Annotated in this window: 22 protein-coding genes and 2 tRNA genes; 16 read left to right on the top strand and 8 right to left on the bottom strand. The window is 68.6% G+C overall.

The window, feature by feature from the left end; translation table 11 throughout:
* Positions 1-810 precede the first annotated feature (810 nt).
* The 4 genes from dnaN to IEY73_RS15265 are packed head-to-tail and all read left to right on the top strand — an operon-like array spanning position 811 to position 4,545.
* Positions 811-1,944: a DNA polymerase III subunit beta gene (gene dnaN / locus IEY73_RS15250; RefSeq protein ID WP_189079869.1), complete on the top strand. Its 1,134-nt coding sequence runs from the start codon at positions 811-813 to the stop codon at positions 1,942-1,944.
* Positions 1,945-1,985: 41 nt separating this feature from the next.
* On the top strand, positions 1,986-2,858 hold the full coding sequence (gene gnd, locus IEY73_RS15255; RefSeq protein ID WP_189079870.1) for a phosphogluconate dehydrogenase (NAD(+)-dependent, decarboxylating): 873 nt from the start codon (positions 1,986-1,988) through the stop codon (positions 2,856-2,858).
* Between the two features lie 3 nt (positions 2,859-2,861).
* On the top strand, positions 2,862-3,992 hold the full coding sequence (gene recF / locus IEY73_RS15260) for a DNA replication/repair protein RecF (protein WP_189079871.1): 1,131 nt from the start codon (positions 2,862-2,864) through the stop codon (positions 3,990-3,992).
* Positions 3,982-4,545 carry a DciA family protein gene (locus IEY73_RS15265; RefSeq protein ID WP_189079872.1) on the top strand — a complete coding sequence of 188 codons (564 nt, stop codon included), beginning with the start codon at positions 3,982-3,984 and terminating at the stop codon, positions 4,543-4,545. Before recF ends, IEY73_RS15265 begins: the two co-directional genes overlap by 11 nt.
* 36 nt (positions 4,546-4,581) lie before the next feature.
* Here IEY73_RS15265 and IEY73_RS15270 read toward each other — a convergent pair whose 3' ends face one another.
* On the bottom strand, positions 4,582-5,148 hold the full coding sequence (locus tag IEY73_RS15270) for a hypothetical protein (RefSeq protein ID WP_189079873.1): 567 nt from the start codon (positions 5,146-5,148) through the stop codon (positions 4,582-4,584).
* 553 nt (positions 5,149-5,701) lie between these two features.
* On the opposite strand from IEY73_RS15270, the gene gyrB reads away from it, so the two are divergent.
* The 6 genes from gyrB (at position 5,702) to IEY73_RS15295 (ending at position 12,167) form a co-directional block, all read left to right on the top strand.
* Positions 5,702-7,654: a DNA topoisomerase (ATP-hydrolyzing) subunit B gene (gene gyrB, locus IEY73_RS15275; protein ID WP_189079874.1), complete on the top strand. Its 1,953-nt coding sequence runs from the start codon at positions 5,702-5,704 to the stop codon at positions 7,652-7,654.
* A 139-nt stretch (positions 7,655-7,793) separates the two neighbouring features.
* Entirely contained in the window at positions 7,794-10,841 is a 3,048-nt protein-coding gene (gyrA, locus tag IEY73_RS15280; protein WP_444543376.1) for a DNA gyrase subunit A, read from the top strand.
* A 3-nt stretch (positions 10,842-10,844) separates the two neighbouring features.
* Positions 10,845-11,750 (top strand): DUF3566 domain-containing protein, encoded by a 906-nt coding sequence (locus IEY73_RS15285; RefSeq protein WP_189079875.1) that lies wholly within the window; start codon positions 10,845-10,847, stop codon positions 11,748-11,750.
* 86 nt (positions 11,751-11,836) lie between these two features.
* A tRNA-Ile gene (locus IEY73_RS15290) sits at positions 11,837-11,910 on the top strand.
* A 38-nt stretch (positions 11,911-11,948) separates the two neighbouring features.
* Positions 11,949-12,077, top strand: coding sequence for a DLW-39 family protein (locus IEY73_RS33565; protein WP_229715857.1), 129 nt, complete (start codon positions 11,949-11,951; stop codon positions 12,075-12,077).
* 14 nt (positions 12,078-12,091) lie between these two features.
* Positions 12,092-12,167 (top strand) — tRNA-Ala (locus IEY73_RS15295).
* A gap of 143 nt (positions 12,168-12,310) precedes the next feature.
* Here IEY73_RS15295 and IEY73_RS15300 read toward each other — a convergent pair.
* On the bottom strand, positions 12,311-12,637 hold the full coding sequence (locus IEY73_RS15300) for a hypothetical protein (RefSeq protein WP_189079876.1): 327 nt from the start codon (positions 12,635-12,637) through the stop codon (positions 12,311-12,313).
* A gap of 32 nt (positions 12,638-12,669) precedes the next feature.
* A complete protein-coding gene (locus IEY73_RS15305) occupies positions 12,670-13,260 on the bottom strand; it encodes a hypothetical protein (protein ID WP_189079877.1) in 591 nt (196 codons plus the stop codon).
* A 242-nt stretch (positions 13,261-13,502) separates the two neighbouring features.
* On the opposite strand from IEY73_RS15305, the gene IEY73_RS15310 reads away from it, so the two are divergent.
* On the top strand, positions 13,503-14,039 hold the full coding sequence (locus IEY73_RS15310) for a helix-turn-helix domain-containing protein (protein WP_189079878.1): 537 nt from the start codon (positions 13,503-13,505) through the stop codon (positions 14,037-14,039).
* Positions 14,040-14,064: 25 nt separating this feature from the next.
* Here IEY73_RS15310 and IEY73_RS15315 read toward each other — a convergent pair whose 3' ends face one another.
* Both IEY73_RS15315 and IEY73_RS15320 read right to left on the bottom strand, forming a co-directional pair.
* Positions 14,065-14,943, bottom strand: coding sequence for a sulfotransferase domain-containing protein (locus IEY73_RS15315; protein ID WP_229715858.1), 879 nt, complete (start codon positions 14,941-14,943; stop codon positions 14,065-14,067).
* A gap of 46 nt (positions 14,944-14,989) precedes the next feature.
* Positions 14,990-15,391, bottom strand: a complete 402-nt coding sequence (locus IEY73_RS15320; protein WP_189079879.1) for a hypothetical protein — start codon at positions 15,389-15,391, stop codon at positions 14,990-14,992.
* A 135-nt stretch (positions 15,392-15,526) separates the two neighbouring features.
* Between IEY73_RS15320 and IEY73_RS15325 the strand changes: the two genes are divergently transcribed.
* Positions 15,527-16,084 carry a YbaK/EbsC family protein gene (locus IEY73_RS15325; RefSeq protein ID WP_189080000.1) on the top strand — a complete coding sequence of 186 codons (558 nt, stop codon included), beginning with the start codon at positions 15,527-15,529 and terminating at the stop codon, positions 16,082-16,084.
* A 4-nt stretch (positions 16,085-16,088) separates the two neighbouring features.
* Here the strand turns inward: IEY73_RS15325 and IEY73_RS15330 are convergent, their stop codons facing one another.
* The 3 genes from IEY73_RS15330 to IEY73_RS15340 are packed head-to-tail and all read right to left on the bottom strand — an operon-like array spanning position 16,089 to position 17,585.
* A complete protein-coding gene (locus IEY73_RS15330) occupies positions 16,089-16,730 on the bottom strand; it encodes a DsbA family oxidoreductase (protein WP_189079880.1) in 642 nt (213 codons plus the stop codon).
* A 2-nt stretch (positions 16,731-16,732) separates the two neighbouring features.
* Entirely contained in the window at positions 16,733-17,161 is a 429-nt protein-coding gene (locus tag IEY73_RS15335) for a SufE family protein (RefSeq protein ID WP_189079881.1), read from the bottom strand.
* 31 nt (positions 17,162-17,192) lie between these two features.
* A complete protein-coding gene (locus tag IEY73_RS15340; protein ID WP_189079882.1) occupies positions 17,193-17,585 on the bottom strand; it encodes a CBS domain-containing protein in 393 nt (130 codons plus the stop codon).
* A 172-nt stretch (positions 17,586-17,757) separates the two neighbouring features.
* Between IEY73_RS15340 and IEY73_RS15345 the strand changes: the two genes are divergently transcribed.
* From IEY73_RS15345 to IEY73_RS15360, 4 genes are all read left to right on the top strand, one after another.
* Positions 17,758-18,525, top strand: a complete 768-nt coding sequence (locus IEY73_RS15345) for an SGNH/GDSL hydrolase family protein (protein ID WP_189079883.1) — start codon at positions 17,758-17,760, stop codon at positions 18,523-18,525.
* A 23-nt stretch (positions 18,526-18,548) separates the two neighbouring features.
* Entirely contained in the window at positions 18,549-19,448 is a 900-nt protein-coding gene (locus IEY73_RS15350; RefSeq protein ID WP_189079884.1) for a sulfurtransferase, read from the top strand.
* 67 nt (positions 19,449-19,515) lie between these two features.
* Entirely contained in the window at positions 19,516-20,121 is a 606-nt protein-coding gene (locus IEY73_RS15355) for a TetR/AcrR family transcriptional regulator (RefSeq protein ID WP_189079885.1), read from the top strand.
* Between the two features lie 37 nt (positions 20,122-20,158).
* On the top strand, positions 20,159-21,493 hold the full coding sequence (locus IEY73_RS15360; RefSeq protein ID WP_189079886.1) for an acetyl-CoA carboxylase biotin carboxylase subunit: 1,335 nt from the start codon (positions 20,159-20,161) through the stop codon (positions 21,491-21,493).
* Positions 21,494-21,496: the final 3 nt, after the last annotated feature.

Raw genomic sequence — 21,496 nt, forward strand, 5'->3', positions numbered from 1 at the left:
GCGGGGCGGGGCGGGGCGGGCGCGACGCGGGGGGGGGCGCGACGCGGGGGGACGCGACGCGGGGGGGTGGGCACGGCACGCGGGGGCGGAGCCGGTACGAAACGGGAATGACGTGTTGCGGCACCGCGTCGACGGGGTTCGGCCTGCACATGCTCCCTCTGAGATCACCTCACGGGTCACGCGTCCGCAGGATTCCACAGGGATGGGACGAGACTGTTGCGTGCCAGCGTTATCCACCGCTTGTCCCCAGGAAGTTTCCCCAGCAGTGGATAACGCTGGCTCCCACAAACCACAGATGTGGACAACTCCTGGGGAAACCGCTGTGGACAAGTACGGAGGGTTATCTTCCTGTCCACCGGTGCGGGAAGGGTGTGGAATTCCTGTTGAAGGTTCTGGGGACGACGAGCCGGTACCGTTCCGGCGTTATCCCCAGGCCTGGGGGCAAACCCCGTGGATAGCCGGTGGATAGCCGGTGGACAACGGTGGACAACTTCCGCCCGGTCCGCGACTGTGGACGCAGACGGGGGTTTGTACCCCGGTTTCACACAGGCTGCACACCGGTGGATAACCCTCCTACCTGCGTAAACGCGGGTTCTCCACACTGTGCACAGCCCCGATGAAGATGACGAGTTATCTCTTCTAAGAAAACAAAAACCAATCATCACCGTTGTGGAAGGTGTGGATGCTCGTCAGACCGGCTTCACGGCCGTCGAGCCTGAAGAACTCACCGGGGGCGGGCGCACGCCGCAGCGGCCCGCGCCATAGAGTTCTCAAGTCCGCCCCTATAAGAGGAAGCACGCGGAGGACACCATGAAGTTCCGGGTGGAGCGAGACGCCCTTGCCGACGCCGTGGCATGGACGGCGAAGAGCCTGCCCAGCAGGCCGTCGGTGCCGGTCCTCGCCGGGGTCATGCTGCGCGTGACCGACGGCAGACTGCACGTCTCCGGCTTCGACTACGAGGTCTCCAGCCAGGTCACCGTCGAGGTGCAGGCGGACGCGGACGGCGCCGCGCTGGTCTCCGGGCGTCTCCTCGCCGAGATCACCAAGGCGCTGCCGGCCAAGCCGGCCGACGTCGCTGCGGTCGGCGCGCATCTGGAGCTGGTGTGCGGCAGCGCCCGCTTCACCCTGCCGACCATGCCCGTCGAGGACTATCCGACGTTGCCGGAGATGCCGTCCAGCGCGGGCACCGTGGATGCGCCGGCCTTCGCCGCCGCGGTGGCTCAGGTGGCCATCGCGGCCGGACGCGACGAGACGCTGCCGATGATGACCGGCGTCCGCATCGAGCTGAACGGTTCCAGCCTGGCGATGCTGGCCACCGACCGGTACCGCTTGGCCCTGCGTGAGATGGAATGGCAGCCGGACGACCCGGAGATCAGCCTGAACGCGCTGGTGCCGGCGAAGACGCTGAACGACACCGCGAAAACGCTCGGGCCCCTCGGCGGCGCGGTCACCGTGGCTCTGGCGCACGGCAACGCCGGCGAGGGCATGATCGGTTTCGCTGGCGGCACCCGGCGCACCACCAGCCGGCTGCTGGACGGTGCCAACTACCCGCCGGTCCGCTCGCTCTTCCCGGCCAGCCACAACGCCGAGGCCCGGGTGACGGTGGCCGGCCTCATCGAGGTGGTCCGGCGGGTGGCGCTGGTCGCCGAGCGCACCACCCCGGTGCTGCTGAGCTTCAACGACGAGGGGCTCGTGGTCGAGGCCGGCGGCACCGAGGAAGCCCGCGCCAGCGAGGCGATGGATGCCACCTTCACCGGCGAACCGCTCACCATCGGCTTCAACCCGCAGTACCTCATCGACGGCCTGCAGAACCTCGGAGCTCCGAACGCTGTGCTCTCGTTCGTCGACGCGTTCAAGCCCGCGGTGATCTCCCCCGCGTCCGAAGACGGCGAAATCGTGCCCGGTTACCGCTATCTGATCATGCCGATCCGGGTAACGCGCTGATACTGAGGGCGTAGAACCACACATTTGCTAGGGGGAACACCATGCAGCTCGGCCTTATCGGTCTCGGCCGAATGGGCGGCAACATGCGCGAGCGCCTGCGCGGCGCCGGGCACGAGGTCGTCGGTTACGACCGCAACCAGGAGATCAGCGATGCCGCCAGCGTCGCCGAGATGGTCGAGAAACTCTCGGCACCGCGGGTCATCTGGTCCATGGTGCCGGCCGGCCAGATCACCGACGAGGTGATCGGTCAGCTCGGCGAGCTGCTGTCCGAGGGTGACATCGTCATCGACGGTGGCAACTCCAAGTTCGTCGACGACGCGCCCCGGGCCGAGCATCTCGCCACCAAGGGCATCGGCTACCTGGACTGCGGCGTCTCCGGCGGCATCTGGGGAAGCCAGAACGGGTACGCCCTGATGGTCGGCGGTTCCGCCGAGGACGTCGCCAAGGCCCAGCCGATCTTCGACGCGCTCAAGCCCGAGGGACCGTACGGCTTCGTGCACGCTGGTCCGGTCGGTGCCGGCCACTACACGAAGATGGTTCACAACGGCATCGAGTACGGCATGATGCAGGCGCTCGCCGAGGGTTGGGAGCTGCTCGAAGCCTCCGAGTACGTGGACAATGTCCCTGGTGCGATCAAGAGCTGGCGTGAGGGCAGCGTGGTCAAGTCCTGGCTGCTCGACCTGCTGGACCGTGCCCTGGACGGGGACCCGGAACTGGCCAAGCTGAAGGGCTATGCCGAGGACACCGGCGAGGGCCGGTGGACGGTGGACGAGGCGGTCCGCCTGGCGGTGCCGCTGCACGTCATCGCCTCGTCGCTGTTCGCCCGCTTCGAGTCTCGCCAGGACGACTCCCGGGCCATGAAGGCCGTCGCCGCGCTGCGTCAGCAGTTCGGCGGTCACGCGGTCGTCAACTGATCCATGCACGTACGCCGGGTCGAGTTGACCGATTTTCGTTCGTACGAGCGGATCTCGGTTGATCTCGACCCGGGTGTGGCCGTTATCGTCGGCCGCAACGGGATGGGCAAGACCAATCTGGTCGAGGCCCTCGGATACGTCGCCACCCTGACCAGTCATCGGGTGGCGACGGACGCCCCGCTCGTCCGGGCGGGCGCCGCGTCGGCGGTGATCCGGTGCGCGATCGTGCACGACGGGCGGGAGTTGCTGGTCGAGCTGGAGCTTGTGCCCGGCAAGGCCAACCGCGCTCGGCTCAACCGCTCTCCGGTACGCCGTCCCCGCGAGGTGATCGGCGCGTTGCGCACGGTCCTGTTCGCCCCGGAGGATCTGGAGCTGGTGCGCGGCGAGCCGGCCGAGCGGCGCCGCTACCTCGACGACCTGCTGGTGGCGCGCCTTCCGCGGTACGCCGGAGTGCGCGCCGATTACGACCGGGTGATCAAACAGCGCAACGCGTTGTTGCGTACCGCTTACCTGACCCGCAAGGTCGGCGGCACGAAGGGGCAGGACCTCTCCACGCTCGCCGTGTGGGACCAGCACCTGGCGCGTCACGGCGCGGAGCTGCTCGCCGGCCGGATCGAGCTGGTCGCCGCCCTCGGGCCGCACGTGACGAAGGCGTACGACGCGGTGGCCGCGGGGCGTACGTCGGCCTCGGTGGCCTATCAGTCGAGGCTCGGTGACGGGCTGACGCCGGACCGGGCCGCGCTGGAGGAGGCGTTGCTGGCCGCGCTGAACGAGCGCCGCACGGCGGAGATCGAGCGGGGGACCACCCTGGTCGGTCCGCACCGCGATGATCTCCTTCTCGGCCTCGGCGAGCTGCCGGCCAAGGGGTACGCGAGCCACGGCGAGTCCTGGTCGCTCGCCCTCGCCCTGCGGCTTGCCGCCTACGACCTGCTGCGCACGGACGGCATCGAACCGGTGCTGATCCTGGACGACGTGTTCGCCGAGCTGGACGCGGGCCGCCGGGACCGGCTGGCCGGGCTGGTGTCCGGCGCGACGCAGCTCTTGGTCACCTGTGCCGTCGCCGAGGACGTGCCGAGTACCCTTCGGGGTGCCCGTTACGACGTCACACCCGGAGCGGTGACCCGTGTCGAATGAGCCCGCCACGCCGGCGCCCGACGGCGGACCGGCCGGTTCCGCACCGGACGGTTCCGCACCGGCCGGTCCGGAACTCGCCCGCGCCGTGCTCGACGCCGCCCTGGCCAAGCGGCGTGCCGCCCCGCGCCCCCAGCGACGGCGCGGCGGCCCGGGGGAGGGGCGGCGGCTACGGGGCTATTCCGGTCCGGGACCCGATCCGCGGGATCCGCAGCCGTTCGGCGCCGTTCTGGAACGCTTGATGAAGGCGCGCGGCTGGGAGAAGCCGCGCGCGGAGGCCACTGTCTTCGGTGCCTGGGAGAAGGTCGTCGGCGCGGACATCGCCAAGCACAGCCGGCCGGTGAAGCTGGACGCGGGCGTGCTGACCGTGGAGGCCGAGTCCACCGCGTGGGCCACGCAGTTACGCATGTTGTCGGCCACGCTGCTGCGCAACATCGCTCGCGAGATCGGGCACAACGTGGTGACCCGGCTGAACATCCACGGCCCGGCCGCGCCGTCGTGGGCTCGCGGACCACGCCGGGTGCAGGGCCGGGGGCCGCGCGACACCTACGGCTGATCCCGGGGTGCCGGCCGGGCCATGCAGAGCGAACGGTCAGTAACTGGCGAAGACCGCGAATCCGCGCTCCGCGCAGCGGCGATAGAAGCCGGCCAGGATGGCCAGTTCGGTGCGGGCGAACGTCCAGTGCGGCGGGTTGCCCGCGTCGTCGCGCAGCGCCGTCAGCCGGTGGTCCAGCCAGCGTAGCTGCTGCTCGGCGAGACGTCCGGAGGCCACCGCGTTGCGCATCACGCTCGCCACGCTGTCGAAGGTGACCAGATCGCCGTATGGTTCGTGGCCCTCGACGAAGCGCTCCAATCCGCCGGCAATCCAGGCGCACCCGTCCGGGTCGATCACTGGGTCCTCATCCTCCGCGGCCGCATCCGTGGCATACAGCACGCCGTCCAGCCCGAGAAGAAGATCGACCAGCTCGGTGTACGCGGTGGCGCGTACCGTGCCGGTCTTGGCGATGTGCAGCGCGAGGGCTCCGGTGGGTGCTGCGACATCGGGAGCATCCGCCACGGCGCCGAAGTCGACGAACTCCGCGGGAGCCACCGGGTCGTAGTATTCACTGGTCCGCGGCCAGTTGACCGCGACATTCTCCAGCCCCTTGTCCAGCGCCATGGGGCACACCTCTCCTCGACCTGAGCCGTGCGGCCGTCCGGCGGCGACACCGGCCCGCGCGGGCAGGGTACGGCACCACTGCCCACCGTTGCGAGGCAGTGTCGCAGCGCGTGGCCGGATTGTTCGGCAGGCGCGCCCTGGGGTGTGGCGGCCGCATCATTCGACATTGCGCACTACTGTCGGCTCGTGTAGGGGGACCCGTGGGTAGCGCCCTGCGGGCGGCTGCGGCAATCTGAGGCACCCGGAAGAGGGTGCCGGACCCGCAAATACTCGATCCGGCGGAGTAGAATCGAGACAGACCGGGAACGTCACAAGCGTTTCGTACGGCCCCTTGCCGCCCTGAGCGGTGATCGGCCCCTCGTCACGCTACGCGATGTTTTCCAGCCGATCACGATCCGCGGGCGACCGCGGCGACCGGCGCGGCTCGGCTCCACCGGTGGTCCGCCTTCTCCCGCGGGTTGTCGTGTGTGCCCTGCCCGCCGAGCGCCCGCCTGCCCGCCAACCCCGTGTCCGGTGCCGCACAACGGCGCCGGGGACGAGAAAGTGGCCAAGGGTGGCAGAGAAGAAGCAGGAATACGGTGCCGAGTCCATCACCGTCCTTGAGGGTCTTGAGGCGGTTCGCAAGCGCCCGGGCATGTACATCGGTTCCACCGGCGAGCGCGGACTCCACCACCTCGTCTGGGAAGTGGTCGACAACGCCGTCGACGAGGCGCTCGCCGGCTACTGCGACACCATCGACGTGATCCTGTTGTCCGACGGCGGCGTCTCGGTCACCGACAACGGCCGTGGTTTCCCCGTGGACCTGCACCCGAAGCTGAAGAAGCCCGGCGTCGAGGTCGCGCTGACCGTGCTGCACGCGGGCGGCAAGTTCGACGGGAAGGCGTACGCGGTCTCCGGCGGTCTGCACGGTGTGGGTGTCTCGGTGGTGAACGCGCTGTCCACCCGGATGGCCGTGGAGATCCACAAGTCCGGCCACGTCTACCGGCAGAAATACACCGCCTCCAAGCCCGGCCCGCTGGAGAAGGGCGAGGCCACCCAGACCACTGGCTCGACGGTGCAGTTCTGGCCCGACCCGACCATCTTCGAGACGGTCGACTTCGACTTCCAGACCATCTACCGCCGGCTCCAGGAGATGGCATTCCTCAACAAGGGGCTGACCATCAACCTGGTCGACGAGCGCCCCGATTCGGTGGATGCGGACGGCAACGGCCGCCGGGTCACTTTTATGTACGCGGGAGGCATCGCCGACTTCGTGCGGCACCTGAACAACACGAAGAACCCGATCCACAAGTCGGTGGTGGAGTTCGAGTCCGAGGCGCTCGAGGACGGCATGGCGGTCGAGATCGCCATGCAGTGGAACGAGTCCTACGGCGAGTCGGTCTACACGTTCGCCAACACGATCAACACCCACGAGGGCGGTACGCACGAGGAGGGCTTCCGGGCCGCGCTGACCAACACGGTCAACCGCTACGGCGTGGAGCGCAAGCTGCTGAAGAACGACGAGAAGCTCTCCGGGGAGGACATCCGTGAGGGCCTCGCCGCGATCATCTCGGTGAAGCTGGCGAACCCGCAGTTCGAGGGCCAGACCAAGACGAAGCTCGGCAACACCGACATGAAGAGCTTCGTGCAGAAGATCGCCAACGAGCGGCTCGCCGACTGGTTCGACCGCAACCCGGCCGAGGCCAAGACCATCATCACCAAGGCGTCTCAGGCGGCCCGCGCGCGCATCGCCGCGCAGCAGGCCCGCAAGCTGGCCCGGCGCAAGTCGCTGCTGGAGTCCGGGTCGATGCCCGGCAAGCTGGCCGACTGCCAGTCCACCGACCCGCGGGCGTCCGAGGTGTTCATCGTCGAGGGCGACTCGGCCGGCGGCTCGGCCAAGCAGGGCCGCGACAACGTGACGCAGGCGATCCTGCCGATCCGCGGCAAGATCCTCAACGTGGAGAAGGCCCGTATCGACCGGGTGCTGAAGAACAACGAGGTCCAGGCGCTGATCACCGCTCTGGGAACCGGCATCCATGACGAGTTCGACATCGCGAAGCTGCGCTACCACAAGATCGTGCTGATGGCCGACGCGGACGTGGACGGCCAGCACATCCAGACGTTGCTGCTGACCTTGCTGTTCCGCTTCATGCGCCCGCTGGTCGAGCAGGGGCACGTCTACCTGGCCGCCCCGCCGCTCTACAAGATCAAGTGGAACCGGAAGGGGGACGATGCCCAATACGCGTACTCCGACCGGGAACGCGACGGCCTCATCGCGCTGCGCCAGCAGAAGAAGGCAAACGCCAAGCCGGACGACATCCAGCGCTTCAAGGGCCTGGGGGAGATGAACTACACGGAGCTGTGGGACACCACGATGAACCCGGCTACCCGCACCCTGCGCCAGGTCACCCTGGACGACGCGGCGGTGGCGGACGAGCTGTTCAGCGTGCTGATGGGTGAGGACGTCGAGGCGCGCCGATCGTTCATCCAGCGAAACGCGAAAGATGTCCGCTTCCTGGATATTTGATTGGGAACGTTCTGAAACGCTGTCTCGCAAGGACGGCACGGCCCGTCCACAGCACGCAGCGTATTTCCACAGCCTTATCCACAGCTAAAAGCACAGCCTTCGGGCTTTTGTCCGAATCTTGGTTGAGTAAGGGTTAACAGTGACTGACACTCCCGAGCCCCCCGGCGACGCGACCGAGGAGAACCCGGTCGGCGGCGCCGTCACCGATCGGATCGAGCCGGTCGGCCTCGAAGTCGAGATGCAGCGCTCGTACCTCGACTACGCGATGAGCGTGATCGTCGGCCGCGCCCTGCCCGACGTCCGCGACGGCCTCAAGCCGGTGCACCGCAAGATCCTCTACGCGATGTACGACTCCGGATTCCGGCCCGACCGCGGATACGTCAAGTGCGCTCGCGTGGTCGGCGAGGTGATGGGCAACTATCACCCGCACGGCGACTCGTCGATCTATGACGCCCTGGTCCGCATGGCCCAGCCATGGTCGTTGCGCTACCCGCTGATCGACGGCAACGGCAACTTCGGCTCACCCGGCAACGACCCGCCCGCGGCCATGCGTTACTGCGTGGCCGGCGACACGCTGGTCCGCATGGCGGATGGCGACGAGGTGCGCATCGACACCCTGGTGCCGGACGCCGCGCCCTCCTCGGAGACCTCGATCGACATTAAGGTCGCGGGCCTCACCGGCGAGCCGGTGCGGGCGAACGCCTTCTTCCACTCCGGCACGCATCCCACCGTGCGGATCCTGACCACCGACGGCGACGAGCTGGTCGGCACGCGGAACCACCCGGTGCTGTGCGCGGTGCCCGGTGCGGCCGGTGCGCCGGTGCTGCGCTGGCTGCTGCTCTCCGAGCTGGCCCCGGGCGACCTCGTGGCGCGACCGGGCGATTCCTGGTCGCTGCCGGCGCCGCTGCGCAGCCCGGACATCGCGGACATCGATCACCCGTCGCGCATCCTGCCCGGTTCGGCCGCACCGACCGCCTTCTCGTACGCGATGGTGACCGGCGTGGCGGACGCCGGACCGCGTGCCGTCTACAGCATCCGGGTGGACACCGAGGACCACGCGTTCGTCACCAACGGGTTCGTCAGCCACAACACCGAGTCGAAGCTCGCCCCGCTGGCCATGGAGATGCTGCGGGACATCGACGAGGACACCGTCGACATGCAGGACAACTACGACGGCCGCGCCAAGGAGCCGTCGATCCTGCCGGCGCGCTTCCCCAACCTGCTGGTCAACGGCTCCGAGGGGATCGCGGTCGGCATGGCCACCAAGATCCCGCCGCACAACCTGCGGGAGATCGCCGCCGCCGTCCAGTGGTGCCTGGACAACCCCGAGGTCGACGAGGCCACCACCCTCGAAGCGCTGATCGAGATCGTGAAGGGACCCGACTTCCCCACCCGGGGGCTGATCGTCGGTCAGTCGGCCATCCAGGAGGCGTACCGGACCGGTCGTGGCTCGATCCGGATGCGTGCCGTGGTCGAGGTCGAGGAGGACCCGCGCGGCCGGCCCTGCCTCGTGGTCACTGAACTGCCGTACCAAGTCAACCCGGACAATCTCGCCGAACGCATCGCGGAGCTGGTGAAGGAGGGCAAGCTCACCGGCATCGCCGACATCCGGGACGAGTCCTCCGGGCGTACGGGCATGCGGCTGATCCTGGTCCTCAAGCGGGACGCGGTCGCCAAGGTGGTGCTGAACAACCTCTACAAGCACACCCAGTTGCAGGACACCTTCGGCGCCAACATGCTCGCCCTGGTCGACGGGGTACCACGGACGCTGAACCTGGCGCAGTTCATCCGGTTCTACGTCGAGCACCAGATCGAGGTCATCCGCCGGCGCACCGCCTACCGGCTGCGCAAGGCCGAGGAACGCGCGCACATTCTGCGTGGTCTGGTGAAGGCGCTCGACATGCTCGACGAGGTGATCGCGCTGATCCGGCGCTCGCCGACCGTCGAGGACGCCCGTCAGGGCCTGATCCAGCTACTCGACATCGACGAGGTGCAGTCCCAGGCGATCCTCGACATGCAGTTGCGGCGGCTGGCCGCGCTGGAGCGACAGAAGATCATCGACGAGCTGGCGAAGATCGAGATCGAGATCGCCGATCTGCGGGACATCCTGGCCAAGCCGCAACGCCAGCGGACGATCGTGTCCGAGGAGCTCGCCGAGATCACCGCGAAGTACGGCGACGACCGGTTGACACAGATCATCCCGTTCGACGGCGAGGTCTCCATGGAGGACCTCATCGCCCGCGAGGATGTTGTGGTAACAATCACACGTACCGGATATGCGAAGCGGACCAAGGCCGACCTCTACCGCTCGCAGAAGCGCGGCGGCAAGGGCGTGAGCGGTGCGTCACTGCGTCAGGACGATATCGTCAGCCACTTCTTCGTGATCTCCACGCACTCCTGGATGCTCTTCTTCACCAACAAGGGCCGTGTGTATCGCGCCAAGGCATACGAGCTCCCCGAGGCCAACCGGGTGGCCAAGGGCCAGCATGTGGCCAACCTGCTGGCGTTCCAGCCGGACGAACACATCGCCCAGGTGATCCAGATCCCGAACTACGAGGTGGCACCGTACCTTGTGCTGGCAACCAAGAATGGTCTGGTGAAGAAGACCCGGCTGGCGGAATTTGACTCCAACCGCAGCGGTGGCATCATCGCCATCAACCTGCGGGAGGATGACGAATTGGTGGGTGCCGCGCTGGCAGCTCCGGAAGACGATCTGCTCCTGGTGTCGAAGAAGGCCCAGGCGATCAGGTTCAACGCGACCGACGAGGCGTTGCGCCCGATGGGTCGCGCCACCTCCGGTGTCATCGGCATGCGCTTCGGAGAGGCCGACGAGCTCCTCGCCATGGAGCTGGTACAGGACGGGATGGACGTTTTGGTGGCCACCAACGGTGGGTACGCGAAACGGACGCCCATCGAGGAGTACCCGGTGCAGGGTCGGGGTGGTAAGGGCGTGCTGACTGCGAAAATCACGGAGCGTCGTGGTGGACTGGTCGGCGCCTTGGTGATCAGCCCGGAGGACGAACTGTTTGCCATCACCAGCAATGGTGGTGTGATCCGGACTCCCGTGAAGCCTGTACGGCGCACGCGGGATCGGAACACAATGGGGGTCAAGCTGATGGACCTCCCCGAAGGTGTAACCATCGTGGCGCTTGCTCGCAATGCCGACGAGCCTGACGAACAGGACTAGTTGATGACGGAGACAACGGCGAAGTCGGGGGGCCCGGGTGCCCCGACTACTCCGGTCGACGAGGAGCCGAAGAAGGACGGCGGCGCTGCGCAAGCCGGTCGCGAACCCGGCCGCGACGCCGCTGGTCGCGCGTCGGTTTCCGGCGACGCCTCGTCCCCGCCCAAATTCACTCGGGCGCCGGGCATGGCCCCGCCTCCGGGTGATCCGGCTGCCGACGGTGACGCCTCTGAACCCAAGCGGCCGGCATCACCGGCCGTAGCCAAGGCCTCGGCGACCGTGCCGATCGTCACGAAGGGCAAGGGCGCCGCTCCGGGCACCGGATCGCGACCCGGCACGGCACCCGGCAAGCCCGGTCAGCAACCGCAGCAGCCCGGCGGTGGCCCGTCCGGTCGCCCCGGTGACGGCCGTCCCGGCGACCCGGGTGCGAAGCGGCCCGGATCGGGCTCGGCGGCCGGCGGTGCCGCCGTGGGCGCCGCCCGCGTCGCCGAGACGATGCGGTCCGCCCGCGCCACGGTGTCGTCCGCGGCCGCCCGCGGGCCGCGGCGGGCACGGCTCAACCTCAAGCGGATCGATCCTTGGTCCGTGATGAAGTTCTCGTTCGCCGTGTCGATCGTGCTCTTCATCGTCGTGGTCGTCGCCACCTCCGTGCTCTACCTCGCGCTGGACGCCATGGGCGTCTGGACGGAGGTCAACAGCAGCCTCGGCGAACTGGTGAACGCCAGCGGCGGGTCCGCCTCCGACGGCGGTGGGTTCCGGGTCACCGCATGGGGCGTCATCGGCACGTCGATGCTCATCGGCGCGGTCAACGTGGTGCTCTTCACCGCCCTGGCCACCCTCGGTGCGTTCATCTACAACGTCTGTGCCGACCTGGTCGGCGGCGTCGAGCTGACCCTGGCCGAGCGCGACTGATTGCCGGGTTCGGGGGCGGCCCAGCGTGGCCGCCCCCGAATTTGGGTGGCAGTGCGCGATAAGCTAACCTTCGGTGTCGCTGCTGAGGGGCTATAGCTCAGTCGGTTAGAGCGCAGAGCTGATAACTCTGAGGTCGCTGGTTCGATTCCAGCTAGCCCCACTCGCACCTCGACACCGACACCGACGTGAGGAGAGGCCATGCTGAAGAAGCTTCTGGTGCTGGCCGGCCTGGTCGGCGCGGCAACTCTCATCATGAAGCGTGTCAAGGCATCCAGCGACGAGCGCGCTCTGTGGCACGAGGCGACCACAGCGCCCGACCTGCGATAAGCTTCGTTCTTTCCGGGGCCCTAGCTCAACTGGCAGAGCACCGCCTTTGCAAGGCGGGGGTTAGGGGTTCAAGTCCCCTGGGCTCCACCACACCACCTGTTGCGCTGGAAGTCGTTTCCGCCAAGGCGGGATTGGCAGCATTCGGGCCTGCGCCCGCCTTCGGGGCTCCTTGGGAGAAACGGCGTAAGTCGAGCGGGCTGCCTTGACGCCGGGTGCACGTCGTTCTCGGCGGGCTAGGCGCGTGGACCGCCGTTGCCGATGACCTTTCCGCCGAGCCCGGACCGCGACGTGGGCTGGCCGATCAGTTCGACGAGAACGTCGTCGCGACAATCGTCGCCGAAAACGGAAGTGACGGCGTCGGTGAGCGTCGCCACGAGCTGTGCGGTGACAGCGGACGCGTCCGATCGTGCGAACACTTCCTCACGCATGTCCATGGTGACCGACGGTGCGGCCGTGCTGAGCGCCGTTCCGCCGCGAGCCCATCGGCCGGCCGGAACGCCGATGAGTTTGACGTCCGTCGGGACGGGGATGCCCCGGCTGGCCGCGGCCAGCCGGGGCATCCCCGTCCCGACGAACTACCCCGTGGCGGGGGTCAGTGGCACGAGTGCGGCGCCGGGCCGTTGTCCACCAGACGGTACGTGTCGTCCAGCGCCGCGTCGCCCAGCTCCTCCAGGATCAGGTTCCCGTTCGAGGCCCGCTGCAGGTACGCCGACCGGTTGCTGATCGCGTACTCCTCGTCGCCCACGGCGGTGATGGTGAAGCGCTGCTCGGGCTTGCGGGGGTTGCAGGATGCCCCCTCGACGCGCAGCGAGGCCGTGGTCTGCGGGTGGTACTCCTGCCAGCACAGCGGCCGGTCGTTGGCGTCGTCGTACGCCTTGATCAGGTACTCGTCGCCGCCGAGGGGCTTCGGCACGAACAGTTGCCGTCCGCTGTCGTCGTCCGCCTCGCGCAGGAAGCCGTCCTCGGGCAGGGCCACGCCCGACTCGAAGGACTGGACGCGCACGATGGTGACCCAGCGGTCGCCGGACAGCACCGGGTCGGTGGCGGCCGTGGTCGGGGTGTCCGCCTTCGCCGCGGAGCCGGTTGTCGTGGCGGCTGTGGCCGGGCCGGCGACGCCGACCGCGACCATGGCGCCGGCGCACATCACGGTCGCGGCGCGAGCCATCATCTTCGCCTTCTGCATGGATCCCCCTCTGTCGCGATCCCCGTCCGTCCTGACGAGGATCTCTGTATGGCACGGTGTCGACCCTCGTGGCGTCGACACATGAGGAGAGACGCGCGAGTGGCGGGGGAGCCTGCACCCCGGAACGAAGTTTTTGCGACGACGGGTGATCCGGGGACGGGGGACCGCTTTCGCGTGTAAGAGTCAATGACCGTTCGGTTCTTGCATGGAGATCGTGCGCGCGAGAATATTCGCGTGTGACGATGCGCACGCTTCACATGTTGTCGACGGGTCAGGCGGCGGTCTTGCTCCGGTCCTCGCGCGCGCACGTGGTGGATCTGTGCATGCGTGGCCTGCTGCCATCCGTACGGGTCGGCGGGCAGCGCAGGATCCGGCGCAGCGACGTCGAGGCGTTGATCCAGCCGTCGCTGACCCGCGAGGAACTGCGATCTCTGTGGCTGCACCGGGCGGTGGCCGGCAAGGTGGTGGCGAATCCGTCGGCGGTGCTCGCCGCCGCCTCGATCAACCTCCGCCGCCTGCGCCGGCGCCATCCCGACGGGTCCGCATGGGAGTGGCTGGACCGCTGGGACGCGGTGCTCGACGAGGGCACCGAGGCGGTGCTGGAAGCGCTGACCTCGTCGGCGGAGTACGCGGTGAGGTTGCGGCGCACCTCACCGTTCGCCGGAATTCTGGCGGAGTCCGAGCGGCGGCGGATCCTGAAGGCGTTTGCGGACAGCCGGCACGATCATGCTCGGCCGTTGCGGCCGGAACGGCTGGAGCAGGTGCTGAGCAGCGTGTGAAGCGGCGGAACGGGCCGCGTCGGCATCAGCGGTGCAACCACCCCAGCAGGTCGGCGGGGGCGAGCTGGGAGGCGCGATCGCGATAGTCGGCGAATTCCTGCTCGGTGAGTAGTTCGCGTCCCGCCCCCGAGCTGCCGCGCCGGAAGAAGGCGCGGGTGTCTTTGAGCACGCCGACCGGGTTGGGGGCGAGTTCGGCGGCCCGCGAGCGCATCTGCGCGAACCCGGCCGCGTCGACGAGCTCGGGCCATCGCTGCGCGGGAACCTCGATGCCGAGCCGGGCGGCGATGCGTCGCATCTCACCGTCCAGGTCGGCGCTCAGGTCGGCGTAGTGGACGAGGACGACGTTGGGTTCGTGCCGTCGGTGCCAGGCGTCGCTGAGGTGCCACATGACGCCGGGCAGCGAGTCCATCGCGTCGGCCGGGGCGACGTCGTGGTGAATCCAGCCGAGCAACGAGTCGTGCATGGTGGGCGGCGTCTCCGGAGCCGCCGTCTCGTCGGGAGGGACGTTGCCGGCCAGTTCGGCGAGCCGCGCCCGATCGAGGTTGTTCCCCTGATGGAACAGGGACACGGCCATGTCGAGGGGATGCCGGGCCACCACGATGTAGGTGGCTCGCGGATCGATCGGCACGCCGTCCAGCGGCGTGTGCGTCTTGATGAAGCGGCGGTGCGGCTGGGCCTCCAGCCGGGCGTACACCTCATCGCGGTCGATCACCAGCCAGTCCAGCCACGGCGAGAGCGTGGCCAGCGGTGCGGGCAGCTCCGGCGTCTGGAAGATGAGCAGCGCGCAGATCATCTGCATCCATGTGGTGCCGCTCTTGGACCGGGTGCTGATCACGATGTCGCCGGCGCGGAATGGAAACCCGTCCCACCGGGCGCTGTCCTCATCCGATGATCGATATCGCACTCGACGGAGGATAAGGGCGGGGTGGTCGATGGCAACCGAATTTCGCTCAGGTGGCTGGCGCGGGTGCCGGCCGGCCGGCACCCGCGCCAGCCTGCTCGCGGGTCACACGGGCGATGGTCCGGCGCCGTTGCACGACGAAGTGGCCGCAGGTGAGGGCGTAGCCGAGGGCGAGAACGTCGCAGACGATACGCAGGCGCAGCGATACCGGCGGCAGAAGCGAAGCCGTCAGCGCGGTCGCCGTCCAGGTGCTCAGCAGGACGGCGTTGACCGTGTCGTGCGCGACCCAGCGCGGCACGCGGCGACCGGCCTGACGTCCGACCTCATCCAGCAACGCATGGCCCATGCCGGCGGTGAGCAGGCCGAGGAGAAGCGTCGCGAACATGGAGTGCGTGCCGCCGGCGACCGCGGCCACCGCAGTTCCCCCGACGAGCAGAGCGAGCCCGCTCACCGTGCCCACTCGCGCCCTGCGACGCTCTCTCACAGTTACTCAGAGTCGGCAGGTTGGGCCGGGGCCTGAGCCGAATGCGCTGCCGGTCGCGCCCGCGTGGCATCCCGCCCGTACGTGCGCAAGGATGGCGGCGTGATGGGAAGCTTGAAGCTTGAGCCGGCTGTTTCCCGGCTCGATCTGCTGGCCGCTCCGGTGGCGGCCGCATTGGAAGTCATGCCGCCCGAGGCACCGGTCGACGGCGACCAGGTGATGGTGGCGCCGATCGATCCGGACCTGGCTGACACCGCGGCGTTCTGCGAGGCGTACGGCGTACGTCCGGAGGAGTCCGCGAACTGCGTGATCGTCGCGGGTCGGCGGGGCGAGGTGACCCGTTACGCCGCGTGCGTGGTGTTGGCCACCACGCGTGCCGACGTGAACGGTGTGGTTCGCAGGTACCTGGACGCCCGTAAGGCCAGTTTCGCGCCGATGGCCGACGCGGTCCGTCTGACCGGCATGGAGTTCGGCGGGATAACCCCGATCGGGCTGCCCAAGGAGTGGCCGATTTTGGTCGACTCGCGCGTGGTCGCCACCCCGCACGTCGTCGTCGGTTCCGGGGTCCGGCACAGCAAGATCTCGGTCGCCGGCCCGGCGCTCGGCGCGCTGCCCGGAGCCGAGGTGATCGACGGGCTGGCCACGGAACCACGTTCCACGTGAAACGTCATCGACGGGTGTCGATGATCTCCCGCCGCTGAATCTCGGCCAGGGCCTCGCGCAGCATGGCCACCTCCTGGGCGCCCTGCACGGCGAACCGGCCGTCGATCACGAACGTCGGCACGCTGGTGATGCCCAGGTCGCGCGCGGCGACCAGGTCGGATCGGACCATGTCGGCGCCCCAGCCGGACACCAGGCAGTGCAGCGCCGCGTTGCGGTCCAGCCCGATGACTCCGGCGAGGGCGGCCAGGTCGGGGAATGACCCCACGTCGATGCCCTGGGTGAAGTGCGCCCGGTGCAGCACTTCGACCATGTCGGCCTGCCGTCCGTGCCGCGCCGCCCAGGCCACCAGCCGGTGCGCGTCGAAGGTGTCGGTCGCCACCGCCCGGTCGAAGTCGAGGATCAACCCCTCGCTCGCGGCCAGCGAGGTCACCTGGGCGAACATCCGCTCGGCCCGGGCAGGGCCGCCCAGCTTGGCGGCCAGTGCCTGCTTGACCGACATCCGGCGGGGTGGCGGCGACGGGTCCAACTGGAAGGCTCGATAGGTGATGCGCACCGGGCGGCCGAAGCCGGCAAGCGCCGCTTCGAGGCGGCGTTTGCCCAGGTAGCACCACGGGCACGTGATGTCCGACCACACCTGAATGTCCACGATCACTCCGTCTGCTCGCGTACCTGGCGTTTGAGGCGCGCCAGGATCGCCGTGCCGCCGCGGACGCGCAGCGGGCTGATCGCCTGGGCGAGGCCCATGGTGGCGTAAAGATCGTCTGGCACCGCGAGGATCCCGGCCGCGTCCGCGCCCGCCAGGCCCTCGGCCAGGATGCCGGCGAAAGCCCTGGTAGTAGGCGCCTCAGGCGGGCAGTCGAAGTGCGTCGTCACGGTGCCGTCCGGGCGCACGTCGGCCTTGAGGAAGAACGGTGTCTGGCATTCCGGGACCTGCTCCATGCCCTCGTGCGCGGCCATCCCCGCCGGCAGTGGGGGCACCGCGTCGGAGAATTCCAGCAGCATTTCGAGCACGACCTCGCGCGGCGCGGAGGCGAACTCCTCGACGATCTCGGCGAGCTTCGGCGGCATGTCGGTCACCCCCGCGACAGTACGCTCGGCATGGCAGCGATCACGCCGACGCGGTCGCCGGGTGGAGAGCCACGTCACTGAGGCTCAGGATGCCCACGGGCGACCGGTCGGCATCGCAGACCAGCAGCCTGCGGACCCGACGGCGGCGCATTGCCAGCACCGCCTCGTCCACCGTCGCCGACTGCTCGATCATGATCAGCTCACGGGTGGCGACCGCGGACAGGGGAGTGGCGCTGGGCCGCAGACCCTCGGCGACGACCCGGATCACGATGTCCCGATCGGTCACCAGTCCGGCGATGGTCGAGCCGTGCGTGACCACCACATCACCGATGCCTTGATCGCGCATCGCCTGGGCCGCTTCGTCCGCCATGGTGTCGTCCGGCAGATACACCACGCGGCGCGTCATCACTTCGCCGACCGCGTTCCTGTTCATGGTGAACCCTCCCCGCGTCGTCGGTGAAACGGATACCCGGGCGATTCGCCTGTTACACGTGGTGAAGGCGGTGAATCAGGGTGTCGCGATCGTCACGATGCATTTCCTCGCCACGAAGTGAAAAACTGTCACGTCGGCGGCGCATGAACTCGCGTTCAGGGGGTGAGCGGCAATGGCCTGGCGGCGTTTCGTGGCGATGGGTGACAGCTTCACCGAGGGCCTCAACGACGCCTATCCGGACGGCTCCTATCGCGGCTGGGCCGATCTGGTCGCCGCCCGCCTGGCGCTCGACTCCGGCCCCGACTTCCAGTACGCCAACCTCGCGATCCGCGGCCGCCGCCTCGACCAGGTCCTGGAGGAGCAACTCGAACGGACGCTGGCCATGCGGCCGGATCTGGTCAGCTTCGCCGCGGGCGGCAACGATGTGCTGCGGCCCCGGGCCGATGCGCGGGCCCTGGTCCGCCGGATCGAGCCAGCGATCGCGCGACTGCGAGCGGTTGGCGCTGACGTGATCCTGTTCCGATTCGCCGACGTCACCGCCCACCTGCCCGCCCAGCGCATCGTCGGCGCACGGGCCGCGGTGCTCAACGACGGTGCGCAGGAGACGGCGGAGCGCTACGGCGCCATCCTGATCGACCTGTTCAGTGACGCAGCCTTCCAGCATCCGGCCATGTGGAGCGCGGACCGGCTGCACCTGTCCGCGGCCGGCCACCGGCGGGTCGCCGGTCATGTGCTGAACGCGCTCGGCGTGGGCGTGGACGAAGCGTGGATGCTGGTGCCGCCGGTGCCCGCGCCGACCCCGTGGCTGCTGGCCCGGGGCGCGGATCTGCGCTGGGCGCGGGAGCATCTGGCGCCGTGGGTCGGCCGGCATCTGCTGGGCCGGTCCTCTGGCGACGTGCGCACCGCCAAGCGCCCGGAGCTCGGCCCGGTCGGGCACTGAGCGGAAAGCGATACGGTGAAGTCATGTCCGTCCCGAACGATCCGGCACCGCACCTGCAGGCCTATGCGCACCCCGAGAAGCTGGTCACCACCGAGTGGCTCGCCGCCAACCTCGACACTCCGGGGCTGGTCGTGGTCGAGTCGGACGAGGACGTCCTGCTTTACGACACCGGTCATATCCCCGGCGCGGTCAAGGTCGACTGGCATCTGGAGCTGAACGACCAGCTCACCAGGGACTATCTCAACCCTGCGGCGTTCGCCGCGATGTGTCGTGCCAAAGGGATCGGTCGTGACGACACGATCGTCTTCTACGGCGACAACTTCAACTGGTGGGCGGCGTACGCGCTGTGGGTGTTCAGCCTGTTCGGGCACCGTGACGTGCGGCTGCTGGACGGCGGTCGGCAGAAGTGGGCGAGCGAGGGCCGTACCCTGACGCGGGAGAAGACCGTCCGCGAGCCTGCCGCCTATCCCGAGCCGCTGCGCGAGGACGCGCCGCTGCGAGCCTTCCGCGATCAGGTCATGGCGCACATCTCCAGCGGTCGGCCACTGGTGGACGTGCGTTCGCCGCAGGAGTACACCGGCGAGCTCACACACATGGAGGCGTACCCGCAGGAGGGTGCCTTGCGGGGTGGGCACATTCCGGGCGCGGTGAGCAAGCCCTGGAAGTCCGCGGCCGGCGAGGACGGCACCTTCAAGCCGGCCGACGAGCTGCAGAAGATCTATCGTGACGACCTCGGCTTGGAGTCCGGCGATGACGTGATCGCATATTGCCGGATCGGCGAGCGGTCGAGTCACACCTGGTTCGTCCTGCATCACCTGCTCGGCTACCCGCAGGTGCGCAACTACGACGGTTCCTGGACCGAGTGGGGCAACCTGGTGCGCGCTCCGATCGCCCGCGGCACGGAACCTGGCGGGATGAGCTGACCGATCGGGAATGCCGCATGATGAACGATCGTTCAGGGTCGGCTTGACAGCAGGATAGAGTTTGCCTGTGACAACGCTAGATCAGCAGCAGCGGACGGGGGCGCCCGCTCCGCGCCGGCGTTCGCGCCGGGAGGAGATTCTCGAGATCGCCGTCGGCCTCTTCGCGGCACGGGGTTACCACGGCGTCTCGATGGACGACATCGGGTCCGCGGCCGGAGTCACCGGGCCGGCGCTCTATCACCACTTCGCCGGCAAGGAGGCGATGCTGGCCGCCGCCCTGATCCCGGTGAGCGAGGGCCTTTTGCACGGTGGCCGCGAACGGGTGGCCAGGCATCCCGATGACGCGCACGCCGCGCTGACCGACCTGATCAGCTTCCACGTCGAGTTCGCCCTGGAGAACCCGGCCGTCATCGCGTTGCATCTGCACGAACTGGACCGGTTGCCGCAGGAACCACGCCGGCAGATTCGCCGCCTGCAGAGGCTTTACGTGGAGGAGTGGGTCGGCGTGCTGACGGCGCTGCGTCCCGGCATCGACGCAGCGGAGGCACGTGTGCTCGCGCATGCCGCCTTCGGTTTGATGAACTCCACGCCGTTCCTCGGCGGCGAGGTGGACCGGGATCGCTGTGCGACCCTGCTGTGTGAGGCCACCGCGATTGCGCTGGTCGGCCAGTAGGGAATTCCCGCGTCCGATCGCTGATAGAAAGATGGACATGATCGACTCGCTGCTCATCGCCAACCGAGGCGAGATCGCTCGCCGCATCATCCGTACCGCCAAGCGGCTCGGCATCCGCACCGTTGCCGTGTATTCCGAGGCCGACGCGGGCATGCCGTTCGTCGTCGAGGCGGACGAGGCCATCTGTGTCGGCCCGGCAAATCCGGCACAGAGCTATCGCAACACCGAGGCCATCCTGGCCGCGGCCAAGTCCACCGGCGTGCAAGCCGTCCACCCCGGATACGGCTTCCTCAGCGAGAACGCCGACTTCGCGCGCGCGGTGGCGACCAACGGCCTGATCTGGGTCGGTCCGTCCGCGGAGGCGATCACCGCGATGGGTGACAAGATCAATGCACGCAACCTGATGGCGGACGCGGGTGTGCCGGTGGCACCGGGCACGCACGACCCGGCGGCGACCGTGGAGGCGGCGGTCGAGGCCGCGAACACCATCGGATACCCGGTGATGGTCAAGGCCGCGGCGGGCGGTGGCGGCATGGGCATGGCGGTGGCCGCCGACGAGGCCGCTCTGCGCGTCGAGTACGACAAGGTGCACAGCTTTGCCGAGCGCATGTTCGGCGACGGTTCCGTGCTGATTGAGCGCTACTTCCCGCGCGTACGGCACGTCGAGGTGCAGATTCTCGGCCTGGCCGACGGGCGGGTGATCGCGCTCAGCGAGCGGGAGTGCTCGGTGCAGCGGCGCAATCAGAAGCTCGTCGAGGAGGCGCCCTCCCCGGCGGTCTCTCCGGAGCTGCGGGAACGCTTCCTGGCCGCCGCGGTGCGCGCGGGTGAGGCGGTGAACTACCGCAACGCCGGCACGGTCGAGTGTCTGTTGGACCCGGCCACTGGCGAGTTCTTCTTCCTTGAGATGAACACCCGTCTGCAGGTGGAGCACCCGATCACCGAGCTCATCCACGGCATCGACCTGGTCGAGCAGCAGTTGCGCATCGCTTCCGGCGAGCCGATCACCTTCTCGGTCGACGCCCCGACCAGCGGGCACGCGATCGAGCTGCGGGTCAACGCCGAGGATCCCAAGCGCTTTCTGCCCGGACCGGGCAAGATCACCACCTGGTCGGAGCCCAGCGGTGACGGCGTCCGCGTCGACTCCGGCTTCGCCGCGGATACCACGGTCACCCCGTTCTACGACTCCCTGATGGCCAAGCTGATCGTGTACGGCACCGACCGGCAGGACGCGATCGCCAAGGCACGCGCCGCGGTGGCCGACTTCCAGATCGCCGGGCCGAAGAACAACCTGCCGTTCTTCGCCGAGCTGCTGGACAACGCGGAGTTCGTCGGCGGCGACTATGACACGGGAATCGTCGCACGGATGAGGTGACAG

The organism is Mangrovihabitans endophyticus, from assembly GCF_014646155.1.
GTDB lineage: Bacteria > Actinomycetota > Actinomycetes > Mycobacteriales > Micromonosporaceae > Actinoplanes > Actinoplanes endophyticus.